Genomic DNA, 21,274 nt, shown 5'->3' with positions numbered 1-21,274 from the left:
CTTGATGAAGATGGAGAAGCTGTACAAGCTTAGCGAGTTCGCTAGGGTTCTCGGCGTGAGCCGTAGCGCGGTGATAAAGTGGATTAGGACTGGGAGGGTTAGGGCTGTCAACATCCACGGCAGGTGGTATATCCCGGAGTCCGAGATTGAAAGACTGACTAAGGGGTTCTACGCTGGTTTGAAGAGAGTCGCTATCTATGCTAGGGTCAGCGGTGGTACGCAAAGGGACGACCTAGAGAGGCAGGTGGCTTCGCTGGAAGACTATGTTAGAAAACAGTTTCCACAAGCCGAGTACGTGGTTGTCAGGGACGTCGCTAGCGGTCTTAAGGAGGACAGGCGCGGTTTAGGGAAGCTCATTGAAATGGCTAGGAAGAGGCAGATAGACGCTGTTGTGGTGGCTTACAGGGATAGACTGACCAGGTTTGGCTTCACCTATCTCGAGAAGCTCTTCGAGGCATATGGTGTGAGAGTAGTAGTCGTTTTCGACCAGGAGCCCAAAGACTACTACCAGGAGCTAGTCGAGGACCTAATGGCGATCGTCACCAGCTTCGCCGGCAAAATCTACGGCAAGCGTAGCCGCAAGTACAGGAAGGTGGTGGAGGCCGTTGAGCAAGCTGTTAAAGACCCTTAAGAGGACAGTAGTCTTAGAAGGCTGGGTTAATAGTGCTGGCAGGCGAGCGCTTAGGGAGGTCTTTGAAGCATACAGAGCCATGCTCCAGGAGATGGTCGAATACGCGGTCGAGCACAACGCCTCGCAGGCCACCCTACACAGGGTGTTCTACAGCAGGTTCAGGGAGGAGTACCCCTGGCTACCGACCAGGGTGATCAAGGGCTGCTACCGCGACGCGGTCAGGAGGGCTAGGAGCTTCCTGAGGTTGAAGAAGAAGGGGCTCGCGCAGGGCGACAAGCCGGTGGTGAAGAACATCACGGTGACCTACTCTGACTCGCAGGACTGGAGGTTGGGGAGCGGGGTCGTCGAGCTGAGGACGCACAACGGCTGGATATCGATCCATTACAGGAGCCACAAGCAACTGCGCAGGTACCTCTACAGCGGCTGGAGTCTCTCAAGCGAGCTTAGGGTCAAGCTTGATGGAAAGAGGGTATTGCTCTACTTGACCTTTAAGAAAGACTTCGAGGTCTCCTACAACCCTAACAACGTCATTGCTGTTGATGTTAATGAGAATAACGTCACATTGGCTGTCTTCAAGAATAGAGCGCTGTACGAGGTCTATAGGGTCGAGACCAGCCTAGGCAAAATGGTCATCGCATACTCCGAGAGGAGAAGGAGGATCGCGGAGGGGAGGTCGACTAAGGACAGGGGTGTGAGGAGGGCGCTGAGGAGGCTGAGGGAGAGGGGGAGGAAGATGGACATTATCTACAAGGTCGCCAGGTTCATCGAGGAGCTGGCCTACGCGAACAGCGCTGTCGTGGTTGTCGGGGACGTCCGCAAGGGTAAGAGAAAGCTCGCCAGCAGAGCAGGGAGCAATAGGCTCAGGCACAGGATCCACCAGTGGAGCGTCTCGAAGCTGGTGGAGGTACTGGACAACAAGCCCATACACGTCGTCGAGGTGCCGGAGGCGTACTCCTCCTCGAGGGATCCCTTCAGCGGGGAGCCCATCAAGGGCTACGCCCCCTCTGTGATCCGCGTTGCGGTGAGAGGGAGGAGGGTGAGGGTAGCCAAGGTCGTCCTAAGGCTGGCCAGGCTGAGCAACGGGCTGACCCTAGACAGGGACGTCGTCGGGGCCGTAAACATAGGGTTGAAGCACCTGACCGCAGATGGGAGCCCCGTGGCGTTGGGCTCGACGGGGCCCCATGAGGTGCGGGTGAAGCTAGTGAACCCGCACCAAGGGCCAACCCCACCCACGGAATTAAAAGTAATTGAAACCAATTAAAAGCACCGTGGATGGGGAAACGCTTTCGTCCTCAGGCCGGCCGGTAGCAAGGTGTTACACGAACTATCGAAAAGAGGTAACACGGTAGTCGTTTACCTGATAGACTCGTCAGTCGTGGAGAACGTTGCCGACGCGATAACTCTATGGCTACTAGGCTTCCTCGTACAGGTCAAGCTGGGTCTAGACGTCGTGCCCGTCTTGAGTAAGGCCGACCTCGCGAAGAACATTGATGCTCTGAAAAGTATAGTAGACAGAGATGCTGACGTTTCACGACTGTTCGATATGCTTGAAGCAAAAGGTTTAGTTGCAGACCTCGTACCAGAGTTCCTTCACCTGGTGAACAAGACGCGCGGCGCCTTCAGAGCTGTGGCAGTCTCGGCTGTTAGGGGGGAGGGCCTAGAGGAGCTACACTTCCTTATACACGAGGCCTTTTGTGGCTGTGGTGACCTGACGTAACGTAGGAGGGCTATGTTTTTATACTGTTCTGATAAAGGGATAGACGTAGAAAGCAAGGTGTCTTCATGAACCCTGGATTCGGTTTGACGAACTTGACCTCAATTACAGCAGTAGAGCTGAGCAAGGCGGGGTGGGGCTCAGCCTTAGTACTGCTTTTGGCAGGCATTGCCCTGTTGTTTGCCGGCAGGCTGCTCATCAAGACTATAGTTAGCGTGGGTTTCGGCATCCTACTTGCTTACCTGGGGTTGAGGGTACTAAGTTTAATGAAGGTAGGCCAGTTAGCTGAGATCGTGGCGGTCTTGGTGTTGTTCGTTATAGGGTTTCTCGTGGGTTGGACAGTCTTCAAGTTGTCTATATCCGTGATCGCCGGTTTGGGCATAGGGCTAATAGCGGGCTCATACCTTGGGCTTAACCTACTCTACACGCTCTTGTTATCGCTTGTATTGATCGTGATCATCTACCTTATAGTAGACTACATCATCTCCGTGATAGCAGCCCTAGCCGGTCTAGCGCTGATTTACATCTCGGTTAGCTCTCTCGCGGGTGTAGAGATCGCAGTTGTACTCGTGGTGCTGATGGCTATTTTTGCGATCCTGGCAAAAGCGAGACTCAAGAAGTAGGGTCAGAGGCTTGAAGCTGTACAGGCCTAAGTCAGTGGTCAGCAAGTACTACACCGTCCTATTCTCCCTGCCACACTGGAAAGTACTCGCGGCGGTTATCGTAGTTTTTCTGGTGGCAATAGTAGTCTTGATGGGGCAGGGGTCGTTGCCATTTTTGACGTACTTCGCTGTCTCCCTCCTTGTACTGTACGTTTACTCGCGCCTCTCAAAAGGGACGGTTTTCTGGAAACCAAAGAGGGTTTTGGGGCTGTCCCTCACGGCCTTAATATACGTCCTCATATACGCCTGGCTCTTAGGGGGCTGGGTAGTAGCGGCGGTGGCGTCTGCGTCCCTCCTATCCGTAGTGGTCTTAAGCCTTGATGGAACAAAGCTCGTGCGATACACCGTCCCCGTCGCGATATCGTCGATACCTGTCTCCCTCTACACCGTACTCACTACGTTAAAGAAGGGCCTGATAGCCTACGCGCTGGTAGGGGCTGTTGTAGTCGCCGCATTAGACTACGTGGTGTATAGGGTGATCAACAGAAGAAGGATCGGAGGCTACGGCGCCGCAGACATTGGCACGCTATTCTTGAGGAACTGGCTGGACAGGGACAAGTCGATAGAGGAATTCTTCGAGAGCGTCGGATCGCCTAGGGACGTAGACCTCGCCGTGCTCAAGTCGGGGGACACACTCCTCGTCTACACCAGCCTGCACTACGGCCCGTTCTCTAATGTAGGAAGCAGCCTCCTACCCGAAGAGCTCGAGAAGGCCTTTTCCGGGAACTACAACGTCATTGTATTCCACGGCTTTGGTAGCCACGACCGCGACGTCGTGTCGACAAGGGAGTTAGCCAAGCTGAGACCCCACCTGGTCAAACTAGTAAACGAGGAGGGGGAGAGCTTACTCTACCACGGCGCTTTCGAGATAACGACAAGCGAGAAGTGGAGAGTCCTCGGTTTAGTCTTCGACAAACTACTGCTCTTAATGGTGTCGAGACCCCACGTCGGAATCGACGACCTCCCATACTCCTTCAGCCTGAAGTTAAAGGACCTCGTGCTCAGAAAAATGAACAGCAACCTACTGCTGGTGGAGTCCCACAACTGGGAGAGGGCTGGAAAAGTCGACACTAGTGGTTTAGAAGACGCCCTTGTGAAGGCGGTCGAGGCAGCCTTGGAGACTAGGAAGAGGGACCCTACGTGGCCTATGGTCAGGTCTATATCGGTTAACGTGAAAGCCCCCGGGGTAGTCAAAGGAGTAGCAAGGATCGTGGAGATCAGGGGTAGTGATGGAAGAGACCCGGTACTCATGGTCTTCTTCAGGGGGAACAACATGGCACCCGGGTCTAGAGACCGTTTGTTGAACGCCCTTGAAGGGGAGTATAACGGTCTTATAGAGGTTCTCACGAACGACGAGCATACAGAGACCGGTGTCAGGGCTCACATAACTTACATCCCGGTGCACTTGACTGATGAGGCGATACTGCGTTTAAAAGACGGCGTTAAAAGACTCGTATCGAAACCGTTCTCGAGAGGGTTGTACATGACAACGTCTACTGTGAAGCTGAGACTGTTGAACAACGCCGCATACGAGCTAGTCTATCTACTCAAGAAGAGCTACTTAGAGACAACGGTTCTACTTCTGTTCTACGTGTTCCTGTTATCCCCCTTGTTATCTAGGATACTGTTCACCCTGTTTCCGGTCTAGCCCCTTACGGACTACCCGCTGGTACGTGTAACCAGGTCAACCATATAGGAACATTGCGGCTTGAATCAACCGTTTAATATGCTTAAATACCTTGCACTACTAGATATGATTCGTGATAAGGTGCTTTTAATGGAGTTTATTGCTAGGCCCACGACAAGGATCGAGAACATCGTCGCCACCGTAATACTGGAGCACGGAATAGACCTAGACCTCCTCGAGTCAAAGATACCCAACATCACATTTAGGCCAGACCAGTTCCCCGGGCTAATATTCCGCCTCGACAAGCCTAAGGCGACTGCGCTCATTTTTAGGTCGGGCAAAATGGTTGTGACAGGTACGAAGAGCACCAACGAGCTGATCGAGGTAGTGAAGAGGATGATAAGGATCCTGGCGAGGCACGGTATAAGGATAACCGGTAAACCCAGGATACAGATCCAGAACATCGTCGCTAGCGGGGACATCCACGCACTGGTGAACTTGGAGAGGGCCGCCTACATGCTCGAGGACAGCATGTACGAACCCGAGCAGTTCCCGGGCCTAATTCACAGGATGCGGGAGCCGCGCGTAGTTCTCCTGATCTTTAGTAGCGGTAAAATGGTTATTACGGGTGCGAAGGAGGAGAAGGAGGTAGAGGAGGCCGCCAAGAAGATAGCCCAGGAGCTCACAGACCTCGGGTGTATAATAGGCCCTAGGCTGGAAGAACAGGAATAAAATCTCTCTTGTAAATATAGCACTCTAGTGATGAAGTGGGCAGCTTCGGAAAAAGAGATGAAGACCTCAAGCTCACACTGAAAACTTTAGAGTTTTTCGACCCCTGTCTCTAGGCGGTCGAGGAACCTTATCCTCTTCGGGATAGGCGGGTGTGTACTGAAGAACTCTTCGGGGCTACTGGTTTGAGTCCTCCTCAGCTCGTCGATTACATCGTCTATGTCGATGCCTGAGAAGTCGCCGGGGGGCCTGGGTAAGAAGGCTGGGTAGTAGGGGTTAGCGTAGGTCTCCGTGAAGGCGTATATGAACAAGGCTCTCAGCTTGCTCTCGCTCAGAGACGCCCTAGCGTACTTGTTGTAGCTGTAGTACACGTGGAGCTTAGCAAGGGCTCTCTGCATGTTCCTAGCGCCAGCCACGGCTGCCCCGTGGGCGTCGGCGTAGTACTCCCTCAACCTGCTGAAGGCCAGCACTAGTATTTGCGTGAGGAAGCTGAGGATGATAGCCGCGACTCCGGCTACCAGGAACACTATACCCCCGCTACTCTTGTCTCTCCGCGACGAGAGGCCCGAGTAGTAGAAGCTCGCCTGGACCAGCATGAGCCCGAAGTAGTACAGGACGCTGGGGATCAGCCCCATGAACAGCATTATAGCGTTATCGCCGTGTTTGTGGTGGCCTAACTCGTGCCCTATCACGGCCTTCAGCTCGTCTCTGCTGGTGATCCTAAGCATCTCGCTAGATACCGCAACCCACCTCCCGGCGAGGAAGTTCCCGTAGGCAAACGCGTTGGGAGGCCCTTCAACCACTACGGCCTTCGGGGGCTTCCTGAAACCCGCCTGGCGGGCCACCTCGTCCACGACCTTCTGAAGATCCTCGTCTCTGCGGGCCCTGTACATAATGTTGATCATCAGCGGCGAAATCAAGTATGTTATCCCGTTTAGAATAAGAACCATGAGGACTACGCCGAGAACTAGTGCGAGGCCGGTAGACGGATTGGCCTGGACACCGATAGCAGCTAGTACCAGCCCTGCGAGGAAGAGTAGGCCGGCTATACCGCCTATTATTATTACAGCCCCTAGCAGGAACATCGAGGTTCTCAAGGAGAGTTTTCCGCTTATTCTGCTCGCCAGCCTCGGTGCTATGACGTACGAGCCAAGAATCATGACCAGCATGCCGAGGACGTACGCTACCATTATCGAGAGCATTGCCAGGGGGTTGTACCACCACAGCCCGTAGAGTATGTTCATCATATCACCTGACTATCTCTAGAGATGACTTGCCTGGCGTATAAACTTGACAACAGCCTACGAGGTCTTACAAGGTACGGGGACTTCTCGCTGAGACGGATAGGACGAGTACCCAGCCCACTATACTCAACGTAAGTAATGTAGATATGCTTATAGGGAAAACGATAGAGGCACCGTAAAGCTCTGGTGAGTTAGTGAGTTTATACAGCCTCAGTAGTACACCCCCGAGGCCTATGTACCCTATGCTCATAAACAGAAATGAGAGGGGGATTAGTGCTAGCGACATGGACGTTACCAGGCCACCGACAAAACCGGCCAAAACCACCGTGCTCAAAGGTCTCAATACGTGGTCGTCCCAGTACGACGACTTCAAGAAAGTCCACAGGTAGTAGAGCCCGACTAGCTGGAGGAGAGAGCCCGTCTCGATGAGAGCGATACCGGGTAGATAATTGAGGATCCCTATAGTTGTCGAGATCCTGAGAGCGTACATGATGATGTGTATTACTGAGGTCGCTGAGATCAGTATACCGGAGATCCAGGCCGGTAGACCTGCTATAAAAAACAGGCTCGCCTTGAAAAGTCTCTTGTCTGTATTGACTCCTACGCTACGTTTGTTGTCTATCAACTCTCTCATCTAGGGTACCTCGTGCCCTTGAGAAGCAGTATTATGCCAATGATCAATGAGACCAGGGCTATGACGCTTATGATCACAGCCGTGGTTAAAGGTATTCTAGGAGACGCTGGTGTCTGGGTTACACTACCAGTCGTTGTGGTTTGCTGAGGAGGCGTTGTCGTGGTTGTTAGCGGAACTGGTGTTTCAGTGAAGGGTGAGATGTAGCTAGTCGCTCTAGCACCTACCTGCTCGACTGCCTGCGAGTAAAGGATCGACATAGAGAACGCTGCTAGCGCTTCGTCCAACGAGGAGGCGTTCAAAGCTTCGAGGCCGTACTCGTAGTATATCTGCGCCATTATGGAGGAGTAGTTAGTGCTCGCTAAGAGACAGAAGGCCTCGTCTCCCACAGTTTTCACCAGGTCTCTCGTGATCGCCTGCCCTTGAGAGAACATCTGGTGGAGAGCCAGGCTAGAGTAAGCTGAGGCGTAGATGCTTAGCCCTATTAGGGCTAGTGTGTCGTTGTAGTTTAATGCCTGCTGGGCGGCCGCGTAGTAGTCACTAGCCAGGGTGAGGCTGTCCACGCTTACGCCGACCTCGCTAGAGAGAGTCTGTGCGTAAGGTACAGTAGTCGAGGCGAGAGAGTACAGGGTCATAGCCTGTTGACTCACTAGGCTCTCGTTAACTAAGGGTCCCCCTTTCAAAGACTCGACGAGGCCCATCCAGTCGCTGAGCAAGCTCGCCTCGCTGTAGGCGTAGGCCAGCAAATAGAGCTGGCTGGTTAGACTGGTCGAGTTGAGCGCGGTGTAGAGCAGTATCTGCGAGTCGTAGTACGAGGCCAGGTTGTCAATAAACGCCTCCAGGCCGAAGTACGTGAGACTGAATGGCTGTACCTTCTCGAAGAGGCGGGACGCCTCGTTAATCGTGTCATTGACGTTTTTAACTATGTCATCGAAACTCAGCCTCCCGCTCAAGTACTGCGCGAGCCAAAGAGCGTATGTAGAGTAGACGAGCGACCTGAACGCGAATGAGTTCGCTACTATGTTCATGTTCAAGGCCAGGTAGTGGGTCGCGTTCGCTGCATAGTTTCTCGCCCGGGTTATTAACTGGGCGACGTAGTCGTAGTAGAGGGCATTCGCTGATATGTATTTCAACATCGCCTGGGCCCGGTCTAGGTTGTTCGAAGTCTCGTTTAGAGTCTTAAACGTGACATTATTCACGGTGTTTGTCACGACATTAGGTAGGGCGATCTCGGCCTGCTTAGGGCAGGCGATAGAATAGCCTGTGAGGTACTGGAATGCCTCTCTGGCTGTCTTAACTTCTACCACGTTCACGCCTATCTCCTGCCCATACTTGACTAAGTCTATGGTGACGTAGGTGACACGCCTGATTATACCGAATGGCGTGACCGTCTGGTTTACAACGGGATACGTGTAGTACCTCTGCCCGTAGGGTATGAGGAACAGCGTGAAGCCCATACTTTTGGCTGCATCCAGTTTCTCCTTAATCCCGCCGACAGGGCCGATCGAGCCGTCCGGGTTGATCATACCCGTCATTGTAGCGTACGGCTTAGTAGTGGTGTTGAGGAAGAGGCTTAGGAAGCCCACGGTCATAAGCCCGCTGGCACTCGGCCCGCCAACGACCGGCGCGCTCGCCTCCATCGAGACGAAGTAGTCGTAGTCGTAGAAGCTGGCACCACTAATGCTAGCGGCGACCCAAGCGGCAACACGAGCTGCTGCTTGGGTGTCTAGCTCCGTGAGTGGTAGTGCGGAGAAGTAGACGCGCCCCTTACCCGGGTACGCGATGCTCAGTGTTATATTGGTGAGAATCCCGGCCCCACTCGAGCTAACTGCTGGGGCGTGTAATACAACCGTCTTCACGTACTTGTAGTTGACGAGTTCCGAGGACGACACGAGAGGAGATATAAGTACTGCGGCTAGCAAAACAAACGCCACGATCCGCCCACTAAGCACCATACCACCCTGTCTACTCAATCGATCCAACTATAACTAGCACTCTCCCTGTTTAATTAACTTGTTGTCTTCGGGCTAGACCGGCCAGGTAGCAAACGCGTACAAGCTCACATGGTAAGGGATAAACTTTTATTTGTTGCCCTCTAAGCAAAACTTTGTGATGAAGGGATATGCGGGTTGCGAATGGACTGGCTTAGTACTCTAGTCCCCCAACGACCGGCGGAGGAGGTGGTTTACGCCTTTCTCTTACTGGGGCTAGTGTTAGCTAGCCTCTGGCTGACCAAAGTGCTCTACCGCGTACTCGTGCTACGAGGAGTCAAAAACAACGTGGCCGTCTACTACAACAGGAAAATCATACACATGCTGGCCGGTGGAGTTACAGCCGCCCTCACACCCTACATATTCACGTCGCCACTGATCCCGTTCCTGTTCGCGATAGCGCTAGCGGTCCTCCTAACTGTGCCTCACAGAAGCGGACAGCTACTTAACTGGTTTCAGACGAGCGAGAACTGGTACGAGGTTAACTTCTGTCTAGCATGGGGGACGTCCCTATTCGTAGTGTGGGTAGCAACCTCAAACCCGTTCTACGCCGTAGTGCCGCCGTTGTTTATCTCTTTCGGAGACGCCATTACGGGGGTAATAAGGAACCTAGTGTACGGTCGCAGGACAAAGTCGTGGCTAGGCAATATCGGCATGCTCGCCGTAGCGACAGTCATAGGCTACCATTACGCGGGTCTGTTGGGTGTGGTAGCCGGCGTAGCAGCCTCATTAGTCGAGCACTTCGAGTTCCCACCCTACCTAGACGACAATGTCCTGATATCCCTCGTCTCTACACTAATACTAGTGTCCGGTCGCTACCTGTGAACCTGGTCTTTTCATGAAGAGCCCTGCCCCTCGCTATGAACCTCACTCTTTTGTATAACATCATTGCGTATGAGCGGCGATAACAAGTTATTATACCATGACAGTCATACTCTACCTTTGGGGACGGCGGTTGTACTCCCTTGTAGGAAAGAAACTGAGGCTCTCCAGGATTCTCAAGCAGGGTAAAGCTGTCGTCTTCGCCTTCGATCACGGTGTTGAACACGGCCCCTCGGACTTTCCCCCCGAATCGATCGACCCAAGGAGTATAGTATCCAAGGTCGTAGAAGGGGGAGTTGACGCCATCATGATGTTGCCGGCTATGGCCTACCGTACATGGGATATTTGGGCTGGGAAAACAAGCCTGATAGTGAAGCTGACTAGTAAGACGAACCTGAGGCCACCCGACGAGAGGCTTCGGCAGAGCGTCTTCGGTGTTTTCGAGGATGCGGTCGCTCTCGGCGCGGACGCTGTAGCGTTAACCGTGTACTGGGGCAGCCAGTTCGAGGACCAGATGCTCGAGAGGTGGTTCAGTGTAAAGGACAGAGCAGACAGGCACGGGATCCCGTGCCTCCAGCTGGCCTACCCTAGAGGCCCCAGTATCAAGAACATATACGACGTCGAGGTCGTCAAGTACGGGGTGAGGGCAGCTATCGAGAGCGGGGCCGACCTCATTAAGACCTACTACACCGGTAGCGAGGCGACCTTCAGGGAGGTGGTTAAGGTGGCTGCTGGTACACCGGTCTTAATGAGCGGAGGGCCCGCTAGAGAGAACTTCCTAGACTTCCTACGCGACGTCGAGAGCGTTATGAGGGCCGGGGCCAGCGGTGTTGTGGTGGGCAGGAACGTCTTCAGGCACTCGCACCCCGAGAAGGCGGTTAAGGCCATAGCCGCGGTAGTCCACGAAGGCAGGACGGCGGAGGAGGCCTTCGAGCTGGTGAAGTAGTCTTGAGTAGCGATAAGAACATAGACCTCGTGGCCGTCGGGCACGCCCTGGTCGACATAAGGCTCGTAGTAAGCGAGTTCCCCCAGCCAGACCAGGAGGCGGACGTTAAGAAGCAGACGTGGGGCGCCGGCGGGTCGGCTGTGAACGTCTCTATAGCCGGAAGGAGGCTAGGGCTGAAGACGTCTGTCATCGCCAAGATAGGCTTCGACAACTTCGGCAGGCTCATCGTGGACGAGCTTCTAAGGGAGAACGTGGACATCAGCGGTCTCAGGATCGGACTCCTCCCCACCGGTGTGACCATCGTGGTGATCGACTCGCGGGGAAATATCATAATGTACGGCTATAAAGGAGTAGCCGAAGAGCTGGCACCCACAGAGGTCAGCGAGTACGTCATATCGAAGAGTAAGTGGGTTCACGTGGCGAGCCTAAACCTAGAAACAACTACGAGAGTGCTCGATATAGCCGAGAAACACGGGGTGGCGACTTCTTGGGACCCAGGGCGCCTGATATCGAAGAGGCCCTGGAGCGAGTTAGAGAGGGTCATAAAGAGGGTGAGAGCAGTACTCGCCAACGAACAAGAGTACCAGAACATGACGGGGGTAAGCGACTACAAGCAGGCTGCCTCCAAGGTGCTGGAGGCGGGGGCAGAGATCGCGGTGGTGAAACGGGGGGAGAAAGGGGCCTACCTCAAGACCAGGGATGTCGAGGAGGAGGTCCCCGCTTTCAGTGTAAGAGAGGTCGTCGACACGACTGGCGCAGGCGACGCATTTGCGGCAGGGTTTATCGCGGGTTTGTTGCGGGGTTACAGCTTGAGGAAAGCGCTCTCTTACGCCAACGCTGTCGCAGCCCTTAAAATCACAAGGCTGGGCTCGCACGAGGCCCCCAGCCACGAGGAGGTCGTGGACTTCATCTGGGAGAAAGGAATTGTATAGATTTAATCAGTCTTTTAAAAACGGTTAATCGGTAAAACCAGGTCAGTGACGAAGGTTTTAGAAAAAGGTTAAAACTTACGCCTCTATGAGATATAAATATGGGTGTAGTGAATGAATAGTCCTGTCGCGAAGGTATCGTATTTACTTCTGCTAGCGATCCTAGTAGCCCCACTCGTGTCTTACACAGCCAGCACCCTGGCGCCCAAGCCAGTCACTCCCCCAGCATCGACTACAGGTGTAACGCAGGAGATACAGGGAGGTAGCTATACATATGCTACGACGATCGAGCCGGCTATAGTGGTGTTCGGTGGTAAGGTCTACGTACCCTACGTCAACGTCTCTAACCCTACGTTCGCGGAGGGCAACGTGAGCCTGTACATATACGACCCGGCGACCAACAGCGGCACACGGCTCGCAGTCGACACCTCCGGTTTAGCTATCGACGTGAACGCCGTTGCCGGCAAGGACTCGATTCTGATCGCCGTGACGGAGTTCCCGAGCACAACGAGCTACAGGGACTTATACGTATACCTGTACAACGTCACTGAAGGGAAGCTTGTAGGCCCCTTCACAGTATCGGCTACTAAGTACTACGAGGAGTACCCCGTGGTTGCCTACAACCCTATCGTGGACATGTACGCGGTAGCCTACTTCCTCTCAGGCACTACAGCGTCGCCTCTGCCAATTACGCAGTTCAATGTCACTTTATTGAAGTTCTCGGGCGACACTGTTGTGACCAACATTACAGTAGGGCCGTTCACGACTATTGGGGCAAACATCAGTTACACGACCGTCTCGCTGCAGATAGCCCCGTTCCTTAACGGCTTCGTATTCATGCACCAGATAGTTAACAACACTGACACAACTAACAGGGACATAGCTATACACTTCATAAAGCCGGACGGGAGCTACGTAGACTTGCCCGCAATAGTCACGCCTCGCGAGAACGAGACCCTTGGTGACGTACTGTACATCTACAACCCGACCACGCAGAGGAATAACACAATCTACAGGCCTTACGGCTACACAGTCATCAACAACAACTTGTACGTGCCCGTGTATGCCTACGGCTCCGGAATGGTCAAACTACTGAAGATAACTCCGACCTTGACGGTCTCGTACATCAACGTCGATGTCGGTCTGAGACCACACGTGGTCTCGGGCCAAACCACGTTCGCCGTCGCCTACATCAAGGGGACCAGTATTACGACAGGGTATCCCGTGGCTGTGATATACGATGCTAGGACAGGCTCCGTAGTCAACTCCGTTATACTGTCGGCAGGAGGCGGGAGCTCCTTCATGAGCCCACAGAACATGCCGTTCCTGTCCTTCTCGAGAGGCTTCTACGTGAGTGCGTGGCTGGCCAACAACCCGTCATCTATTTTCGCGTTCGCGTTCGACGAGCTGGGTAGCGGCGTCATGGTGTCCTCGCCCATCATCTCCACAACCGGCTTCAACATGACACCTCTAGGTCTGAGGACGATTGGCTCCAACTTTGTAATAGTGTACTCGGGCGTCAACTCGACATACACCTCCATGCTTAGCATATACGTGGGCACTGTAGGCGTCGACCTACCAACCTCCACTAGAGTCGCGGTCTTGTACGACCCGTTGGGAGACGACTTCGGGGCCGGCAACATAACTTACCCGACGAACTCCGTCTTCCAGCCCGGCGTCTTCGACTTGAAGGCGTTCTACCTGTACCAGGACTCGAACTACTGGTACTTCAAGGTACAGGTGAACAACCTGGGCGGCAACCCGTGGGGCGGCCCGGCCGGCTTCTGCCTACAGTACATCCATATATACATTAGGACGACTGCGGAAATGCCTGCCAACACGGCTACCTTCGGTTTAAACGTCTCGGTCTATCCGGGGTGGCATTACGCTCTGTTGCTAGCGCCGGGCTGGGGCGACACTCCTGTCCCCGACGGGCAGGTCTCCGCGATATACGACGCGACTGGTAGCCTGGTAGCCGACGCTTACCACAACTCCACTGTGTTCAGGGTCACCGTAGACCCGATAAACAACACGGTCCTGGCCGTTGTCTCGAAGAGCATCTTCAAAGACACACTCGTCAACAACTGGTACTTCTCAATCATGCTGGCGGGCTACGACGGCTATGGGCCTATGAAGGTTAGACCTATAGTAGCTGAGCCTGCTCAAGAGTGGCAGTTCAGTGGAGGCGATTCAGCCGCGATCAACGCAGGCGTACAGCCGCTCGCCATAGACGTTCTGCTACCCACAGTCGACCTCCAGAAGTCCATGCTGTCGTCTTACAGCGTCTCGCCGCCACAATTTGCTACAGTATACATGATCACACTGACAGGACAAGTAGTGTCGCCAACCACCACCCCACCCACTACCACGACTACTACGACGACCACACCTACAACTACACCAACCACGACTCCTACAACAACCCCCGTGACAACTACTACGACGACCACGACTACTACTGTATCTCCGACCCCCACCCCAACTCCAACACCAACCCCGACCCCAACCCCGACTCCTACCCCGACACCTACCCCAACGCCAACTCCAACACCCACCCCTACCCCGACCCCAACAACTCCACCTCTCAAGCTACTTGGCTCTGTGACAGACCCCGTTGGCGACGATAAGGGCTACGGCGGCCTGAAGTACCCGACAGCCGACGTGTTTAAGCCCGGCGTGTTCGACATAACCAAGTACGCCGTCTACAGTGACGGGCAGTACCTGTACTTCAAGACCACCTTCAAGGACCTGGGCGGCAACCCGTGGAACGGCCCGGCCGGCTTCTGCCTGCAGTACGTCCAGGTATACGTGCTGACCACGGACACCACTCTACCGAAGAACACCACGACATACGGCCTCAACATAACTGTTGGTAACGGCTGGAACTACGCGATCCTCCTAGCGCCGGGCTGGGGCGACACTCCTGTCCCCGACGGGCAGGTCTCCGCAATATACGACTCTTCTGGCAACCTAGTAGCCGACGCTTACCACAACGCAACCCTATTCAAGGTCTACGTCGACCCGGCTGACAACAACACGATCGTAGCCCAGGTGGCGATGAGCCTATTAAAGGACTCGGCAAACGCCGACAAATGGGTCTACCTGGTAGCGGTGGCCAGCTACGACGGCCTCGGGTACATGAAGGTAAGGACTGCCCAGCCCGGTGACCCAGGCCAGTGGGTGCTGGGAGGCGCCGACCCCAAGGCCGTCTTGGCGGGTGTACAGCCTCTAGCCATCGACATCGTGGCCCCAACAGCCGAGGACCAGTACAGGATGCTCAGTAGCTACGACACCGCTACAGGGAAGTTCGCTGTAGTGTACGGTGTGAACTTGAAAGGCGAGCTCGTATCGCCCACACCGCCACCAACAATGCCCTCTGTGCCCGTCACCACCGTCACGGTGACCCAGTCTACGACAACGACGGTCACACAGACCGCTACTCAAACCGCCACTTCGACCGCCACGACCACCTACACGACCACCACGTACGTGACGACCTACGACTACACGCCGACTATGGCTGTCGGAGGAGTCCTCGTAGTAATAGCCTTGGGTCTACTAGCCGGGATCCTGAGGAAGAAGTAGGGGAATCACACAAACCCTTTTTTCCCAACAAGCCTCAACCGCCCGTCTCAACTTTTAAACCTCTAAGTACAGAGTAACTGCCTGAGTGATGAGGCCGACATAAGCAGACCGCGTGAAGAAGGGTCGATTGGCTGACTACTCTCAGAACTCGCATAAGGCCTGTAACAGCACCGGGTTTTCGATGTGGACTAGCGTGACAATGGAGCTGTCAAACCTGTACTCGCTAAGCCCGACGAGCTTTTCGTGCCTGCTAACGTCGGCATCTGACAGGGCGGGGCCCGTGTAGCTCGTCTCGACCCAGGCCACAAAGCTCGCCTCTTCCAGGACGCCGTACTTCCTGATCAGCGGGGACAGGTAGTCTTCTCTCGACAGTGAAAACGTCGTACCCGGGTGGTAGGGCCCCGTGGCAGGCAACACTACTAGCTCGCCCCCTCCGGTCAACGGCATCCTTAAGAAGACAGGCATCTTCCCCCCGAAGCAGCGTATGCTGGGGTGCTCGTGCCCTATCACGACATGGCTGTAGCGCGAGGGGTCTACGTCCAAGTGGCCGTGGGTGATGAGGAACCCGCTACTGGTCTCGATGGAGTCGACGATTAACACGTCCTTTTCCTCGAGAACTCTCTTGACGAAGTTGTCGTGGTTCCCTCGGACGACCGTAACCTCGTCGACGCCGCCCTCTCTTATAAAGTCGATCAACCTCGACACCTCCTCCTTCTCCTGCCTCAGTAGCCTGTCAAAAGCGTGCTTCAGGTCCCCGTTTATGATGACCCTACCCGGCCTCCGAATCTTGAAAGCCCTCGCGAGCATCTCTACGGTGCGCCTGAACTGGATCCTGGGCAGGAACACGCCAGCGTACCCGCTCCTCCCCCTCAGGCTGTATTCAAGGCCCTTTGCGGCCGCCTCTTCAAAGCCGAGGTGGAGGTCCGACATGACCAGGGCGTCCAGCTCGCTCAAGTAGGCGAAGGGGAGCCCGGGGTAGATGTACAGCCCGTCGACCAGCTTGTAAAGGCTTGGCTTAGTCCCGACCAGAGCCAGACACCTTTCAGACTCGATCAACTGGTCAAAAATCTTATTATTCTTCACGCCTGAGACGTAATCCTGGGAAGCAACCACGAAGAGGCGGGTTAAATATAAAAGCCCCGTTCATTTAAGGAATTGGGATGGTGGGCCCGTAGCTCAGCCTGGTAGAGCGGCGGGCTCTTAACCCGTAGGTCCCGGGTTCAAATCCCGGCGGGCCCGCTCCTCATTCTCTCTCGTAAACGTAGGTTACGACTGCCAGTATCAGCGTTACGGAGCCCAGCACGAAGAGAAGGATCGCCGGTATAACGAGGATGGCGTGTGGGCGTGTCTCGAACGAGGTCTTGTAGGCGAACACGAGAGTACCCGGGTCAGCGACTTCTATGTAGATGTTCGAGTCGTTGAAAGACGATGTCGTACTCCCCCCGGGTGGGATACTCAGGTTTATCGAGGACATGTTGCTAGGAGTGATGTTCACTCTGACACTATTATTGCCTCGGTTGTGGATAGTCAAGCTACAGGGGGCTTCAAGGGGGACTGTCTCGTTGAGCATCGAGAGCAGGTGGAAGAAGCGGGGAGGGTTTGAGACGAGTACGTCGAAAACAGACTCCTTGGTCACAAGTACTTCTCTCGACGCCTCTATGGACAACAGGTTCGAACCCACGAGTAGCGCGATCGCGACAATGAAAAAAGCTACTGAGGTCCTCAATCTTCCACCCGGCAAACCTGTTTCAGCGTCAATAAATACTAACCCTCCCATAATCTTTATTTAAGCGTATCGACGCGACGAGGTCTAAACATGCCTGCGAAGAAAAGTAGGAAGCGGGCCCGCCCGCGTACCTTGAAAGCTGTGCTCGCTAAACCGGTGATAGTTTATCTCCTCTTAATCGCCGCCCTGTGGTTTACTCCGCAGGTGACTCTGAGTAGTGAGGGGGCGCCAGTTTCTCTGAGTTACGAGGATGTTTACTACTGCTTCTACGTTGAGAACGTGACTCTCTACTTGCAACCCCAAACGGGTGATCCGCTCGACGTACCGGTCTACGTGTACTTATACACGGGCAACTCTTCAGCAGAGTACAGGCTGGCGTCTTTCAGGTATTACACAAACCTCTCTTTCTACGATGATATAGGGGGCTCGTGCATCCGCCTCAACAAGAGTATGGCCGATATACCGTTGAACACGGGATTACGTGTACTGGTTAAGCTCCCGGCCCTCTATCTAGCCCCGATGCCGCCTAGCGGGATGGTGAGTTTTGGTAACGGGAGTTACCTACTCCTCTTCCACCAGGCCGGCTACGCCACTGTCTACTCGAATCTCACAATCTACATCGATAGCCCGGTTGTCACTGTGACCAACAATCTAGGTTTCGACGTGTACGGTGTATTGAACGCGGCCTCTGCTAATGGAACATCCGTCCAAGAAAAACTGTATCTGCGACCACGCTCCTCTACGAGCATTCACCTCGTAGGGAATTACACTGCTGTACACCCCGTCTTGTACGCCCGCGTGTTTTTCCTGACAGCGAGAGTTGACGGCTCTTCAACGTACTTGTCTCTAAAAGACAATATGCCTGTTATCGCAGGACTACTAGCAATTCCAGTGGCGTTGTACACTTATTCTAGGTGGAAGACAGGTGGGTGAGTCGATCAAAGCACAAAATGTTTATATATTCAACGCGTATTCCAATAAATGTGGTGCAGTGCATGCGACTCGTCACGAGAGTCTCCTCTATACTATTGGCTATAATATTGATCGCTATAATCCCTCTAGCAAATCTGGGAGCCGCTCAGCAGGTTCAGCCAGGCCCAGCATCTGACCAGATCACCTTCATAAGGGTCGCTATAGAGCAGGTCCCCGACGCGATCAAGAACAACCAGATCGACATGTACTACTTCGCTCTGAGACCCCTACAGGCCCAGAAGATACAGCAGGACGTCCCTAACGCGGTGCTCTATCAGGCGCCGGCCGGTTTAATAGACCTGATACTTAACCCGGCACCGGTCTCAGTCATAACGCTCAACGGTACGCTCACCATAAAGCAGGCCGCGGCTGCTCTAGGCGTCCCACTGGCGGCTATCGTGGGCTTCAGGACTTCCGGCAACCAGACGATCGTCGAGCTGGGCGCTAACCCCAACACCAGCAGTATCAACCCGTTTGCCTTCAAGCAGATTAGGTGGGCCATGAACTACCTGGTCGACAGAGACACTATAGTCTCGCAGATCCTCAAGGGCTTCGGTGTACCGATGTACACCTTCTTGAGCCAGTACGACCCTACCTACACGATAATAGCCGACATCGTGGCGAGGTACGAGTTCAGGTACGACCCATCGTACGCTGACAGCATCATAACCAGCGTCCTGACATCAGTGGGCGCCCAGAAGATCGGCGGTGTATGGTACTACGGTGGTAAGCCGATAGCGATAAACTTCGTTATCAGGGTTGAGGACGAGAGGAACGACATCGGTAACATGGTGGCTACCGACCTAAAACTGCTGGGCTTCACAGTGAACGTATTGCCGATGAGGTTCACCGAAGCGATCAACACCGTGTACGCCACCGACCCGATGGAATTCGCGTGGCACATCTACACGGAGGGCTGGGGTAAGGGCGGCATAACCAGGTGGGATACCGCTACAGTAGCACAGTTCTCCGCCCCGTGGTTCGGATACATGCCTGGCTGGCAGGAGCCAACCTTCTGGAACTACCAGAACGACACGATAGACGACCTCACGCTCAGGATCTACACGGGCAACTTCACCAGCCAGAGCGAGTTCGTACAGCTGTATAGGAAGGCAACGGAAATGGCTATACAGGAGTCCGTTAGGGTCTGGATCGCCACCAGGCTAGACACCTGGGTTACCGTAAACCAGGTACAGGGCATTACTTTGGACTTGGGAGCCGGCTTGAGAGGTATATGGAATGTCAGAGAGGCGTTCATACCTGGTAAGCCTGCCCTGACCGTAGGCCACTTGTGGGTCTACACAGCGGGCGACGCGTGGAACTACTGGGGTGGGTTCTCGAGCGTGTACTACGTTGACCAGATGTACGCCACTTACGACCCGTTGACCTGGAACCACCCATTCAACGGTGAGCCTATGCCGTTCAGGACGCCGTACGTCGTGCAGACGGCGGGACCCACTGGCAAGCTGGACGTACCATCTAACGCCATTATATGGGACGTGAACTCCAAGAAGTGGGTCCCCGTGCCAAGCGGCACTAAGGCTACTAGCATGGTCATCTTCGACCTCAGCAAGCTGGTCGGTACTAAATGGCACAACGGTATGACAATAACAATGGCTGACGTCGTGGCCGCCTGGGCCTACGCATTCGATATAACCTACGACTCGAAGTACAGCGCGCTGGAGCCCAGGATCGCGAGCAACCTGAAGCCGACACTAGACTTAATTAAGGGCCTGGTCTTCGACGCTCAGAACAAGAGGTTGATCGTCTACATAGACTACTGGTTCTTCGACACCAACTACATAGCTGCGATGGCGACTCTAGGCATAGCCAACCCGCTCGAGATACACACCGTGACGTGGCAGTTGGCACTTGACCAGAGGAACCAGACGAGCCTAGTACTCTACCAGAGGAAGGGATACCAGTGGTTCAGCCTTGTCTACCCCGACCACGTGGCTCTGGTGAAGAACACTCTTGCCACGTACCTTAACAACCAGACTGTCTTTGCGAAGGCCAACGCGTACGCGAACGGCCTCCTCACAATGGACGAGTGGAACGCCAGGATTCAGGCCGACCTGAACTGGATCAACGCCCATGGTCATGCCTGGATAAGCCAGGGCCCGTTCTACATGGACAAGTTCGATAAAGACGCGCAAACGGCTGTCTACAAGGCCTTCAGAGACCCGACCTACCCATTCAAGAAGGGCGACTGGTACTTCGGCAAGCCCATCACGACACTGATAGGTGGCTACACTCTCAGCACAGTAATACCCGGTAAGATACTGCCGGGTAGCCCGGCCAACTTGACGGTCATAGTCAACGGCATACCACCGTTACACTTGGAGTACATACTGAAGGACGCTGCCGGCAACATACTGTCGACTGGCGACGCAGCCCAGATCAACCAGACGGCGTTCCTGATCTCCTTCCCAAGCGACTTCACGATCAACCTAGACTACAGGACCACATACTACCTGATACTCCTGGCTTACTCTGACATAGTAGCGATGCCCGACATGAAGAAGATAGAGTTGACCACGGCCTCGACTGCGGAGGCGCTCCAGTACATGCAGAGCTTGAACCAAGAGGCGTTGAATAAGCTACAGAGCGCTTTGAACCAGCAGATATCCAGCGTCTACAACCAGATTAACCAGCTTAACAGCCAGCTAACGCAGTTGAACTCTACTCTCACAGCCATGCTAGGGCAGCAGATCCAGACTGTCATGACGGCTCTAACCCAGAACATCAAGACCGTCTCGGACGTGCTGACCAACCTGGCTAACGTTGTCAACACAACACAGGCCACATTGACGAACTTCCAGAGCTCGACAAACAGCCAGTTCTCCTCCATATCCAGTGACCTCTCGAGCATAAAGAGCACACTAGCCAGCATGCAGACGACGCTACAGGGAGCCGCTTCGGCCAGCGACGTGGAGGCTTTGAAGAGCCAGGTCTCCACGCTACAGAACCTAGTCTATGCCACTCTCGGACTCGTAGTAGTGACTCTAATAGTCAGCGGTATTGGCCTAGCTAGAAGGAAGTAACGTCCTAATTTTAACATAAAT

The 21,274-nt window shown here is 54.3% G+C and carries 16 protein-coding genes, 1 tRNA gene and 1 pseudogene; 13 read left to right on the top strand and 5 right to left on the bottom strand.

Annotated features, from left to right (window positions below; translation table 11 throughout):
• Window positions 1-10 precede the first annotated feature (10 nt).
• The 6 genes and pseudogenes from TCELL_RS07260 to TCELL_RS07235 all read left to right on the top strand — a co-directional run bounded on the left by TCELL_RS07260 (window position 11) and on the right by TCELL_RS07235 (window position 5,366).
• The gene (locus TCELL_RS07260; RefSeq protein ID WP_048163790.1) at window positions 11-631 is read left to right on the top strand and encodes an IS607 family transposase; all 621 of its coding nucleotides are present in this window, start codon (window positions 11-13) and stop codon (window positions 629-631) included.
• Window positions 606-1,892, top strand: coding sequence for an IS200/IS605 family accessory protein TnpB-related protein (locus TCELL_RS07255; RefSeq protein WP_014738088.1), 1,287 nt, complete (start codon window positions 606-608; stop codon window positions 1,890-1,892). Before TCELL_RS07260 ends, TCELL_RS07255 begins: the two co-directional genes overlap by 26 nt.
• 33 nt (window positions 1,893-1,925) lie before the next feature.
• Window positions 1,926-2,348 (top strand): annotated as a pseudogene (locus TCELL_RS07250) (ATP/GTP-binding protein); the annotation flags it as partial.
• Between the two features lie 65 nt (window positions 2,349-2,413).
• Entirely contained in the window at window positions 2,414-2,968 is a 555-nt protein-coding gene (locus TCELL_RS07245) for a hypothetical protein (protein ID WP_014738086.1), read from the top strand.
• 10 nt (window positions 2,969-2,978) lie between these two features.
• Window positions 2,979-4,655, top strand: a complete 1,677-nt coding sequence (locus TCELL_RS07240) for a DUF2070 family protein (protein ID WP_014738085.1) — start codon at window positions 2,979-2,981, stop codon at window positions 4,653-4,655.
• Between the two features lie 105 nt (window positions 4,656-4,760).
• Entirely contained in the window at window positions 4,761-5,366 is a 606-nt protein-coding gene (locus TCELL_RS07235; protein WP_238529020.1) for a TATA-box-binding protein, read from the top strand.
• Between the two features lie 86 nt (window positions 5,367-5,452).
• Here TCELL_RS07235 and TCELL_RS07230 read toward each other — a convergent pair whose 3' ends face one another.
• The 3 genes from TCELL_RS07230 to TCELL_RS07370 all read right to left on the bottom strand — a co-directional run bounded on the left by TCELL_RS07230 (window position 5,453) and on the right by TCELL_RS07370 (window position 9,211).
• Entirely contained in the window at window positions 5,453-6,607 is a 1,155-nt protein-coding gene (locus TCELL_RS07230) for a zinc metalloprotease HtpX (RefSeq protein ID WP_238529019.1), read from the bottom strand.
• 67 nt (window positions 6,608-6,674) lie between these two features.
• The gene (locus TCELL_RS07225) at window positions 6,675-7,241 is read right to left on the bottom strand and encodes a hypothetical protein (RefSeq protein ID WP_014738082.1); all 567 of its coding nucleotides are present in this window, start codon (window positions 7,239-7,241) and stop codon (window positions 6,675-6,677) included.
• Window positions 7,238-9,211: a S16 family serine protease gene (locus TCELL_RS07370; RefSeq protein ID WP_162097846.1), complete on the bottom strand. Its 1,974-nt coding sequence runs from the start codon at window positions 9,209-9,211 to the stop codon at window positions 7,238-7,240. The genes TCELL_RS07225 and TCELL_RS07370 overlap by 4 nt, the downstream gene beginning before the upstream one ends.
• A gap of 207 nt (window positions 9,212-9,418) precedes the next feature.
• Between TCELL_RS07370 and TCELL_RS07215 the strand changes: the two genes are divergently transcribed.
• From TCELL_RS07215 to TCELL_RS07365, 4 genes are all read left to right on the top strand, one after another.
• Window positions 9,419-10,054 carry a dolichol kinase gene (locus TCELL_RS07215; RefSeq protein ID WP_238529018.1) on the top strand — a complete coding sequence of 212 codons (636 nt, stop codon included), beginning with the start codon at window positions 9,419-9,421 and terminating at the stop codon, window positions 10,052-10,054.
• Window positions 10,055-10,151: 97 nt separating this feature from the next.
• Window positions 10,152-10,997, top strand: coding sequence for a class I fructose-bisphosphate aldolase (gene fba / locus TCELL_RS07210; RefSeq protein WP_048163452.1), 846 nt, complete (start codon window positions 10,152-10,154; stop codon window positions 10,995-10,997).
• Window positions 10,998-10,999: 2 nt separating this feature from the next.
• Window positions 11,000-11,929, top strand: a complete 930-nt coding sequence (locus TCELL_RS07205) for a carbohydrate kinase family protein (RefSeq protein WP_014738078.1) — start codon at window positions 11,000-11,002, stop codon at window positions 11,927-11,929.
• Between the two features lie 111 nt (window positions 11,930-12,040).
• The gene (locus tag TCELL_RS07365; protein WP_014738077.1) at window positions 12,041-15,511 is read left to right on the top strand and encodes a glucodextranase DOMON-like domain-containing protein; all 3,471 of its coding nucleotides are present in this window, start codon (window positions 12,041-12,043) and stop codon (window positions 15,509-15,511) included.
• Between the two features lie 141 nt (window positions 15,512-15,652).
• On the opposite strand, the gene TCELL_RS07190 is transcribed toward TCELL_RS07365, so the two are convergent.
• Entirely contained in the window at window positions 15,653-16,567 is a 915-nt protein-coding gene (locus tag TCELL_RS07190; protein WP_162097845.1) for a metallophosphoesterase, read from the bottom strand.
• Window positions 16,568-16,676: 109 nt separating this feature from the next.
• Here TCELL_RS07190 and TCELL_RS07185 point away from each other — a divergent pair.
• Window positions 16,677-16,750: transfer RNA gene (locus TCELL_RS07185), tRNA-Lys, on the top strand.
• A 4-nt stretch (window positions 16,751-16,754) separates the two neighbouring features.
• Here the strand turns inward: TCELL_RS07185 and TCELL_RS07180 are convergent.
• Entirely contained in the window at window positions 16,755-17,237 is a 483-nt protein-coding gene (locus tag TCELL_RS07180; protein WP_014738075.1) for a hypothetical protein, read from the bottom strand.
• Window positions 17,238-17,327: 90 nt separating this feature from the next.
• Between TCELL_RS07180 and TCELL_RS07175 the strand changes: the two genes are divergently transcribed.
• A complete protein-coding gene (locus TCELL_RS07175) occupies window positions 17,328-18,170 on the top strand; it encodes a hypothetical protein (RefSeq protein WP_048163449.1) in 843 nt (280 codons plus the stop codon).
• 50 nt (window positions 18,171-18,220) lie between these two features.
• Entirely contained in the window at window positions 18,221-21,253 is a 3,033-nt protein-coding gene (locus TCELL_RS07170) for an ABC transporter substrate-binding protein (protein ID WP_238529017.1), read from the top strand.
• Window positions 21,254-21,274 lie beyond the last annotated feature (21 nt).

The sequence above is a fragment of the Thermogladius calderae 1633 genome, assembly GCF_000264495.1.
Lineage (GTDB): Archaea > Thermoproteota > Thermoprotei_A > Sulfolobales > Desulfurococcaceae > Thermogladius > Thermogladius calderae.
The sequence above is the reverse complement of the archived record's forward strand: the minus strand, read 5'-3'. Positions and strand labels throughout refer to the sequence as shown.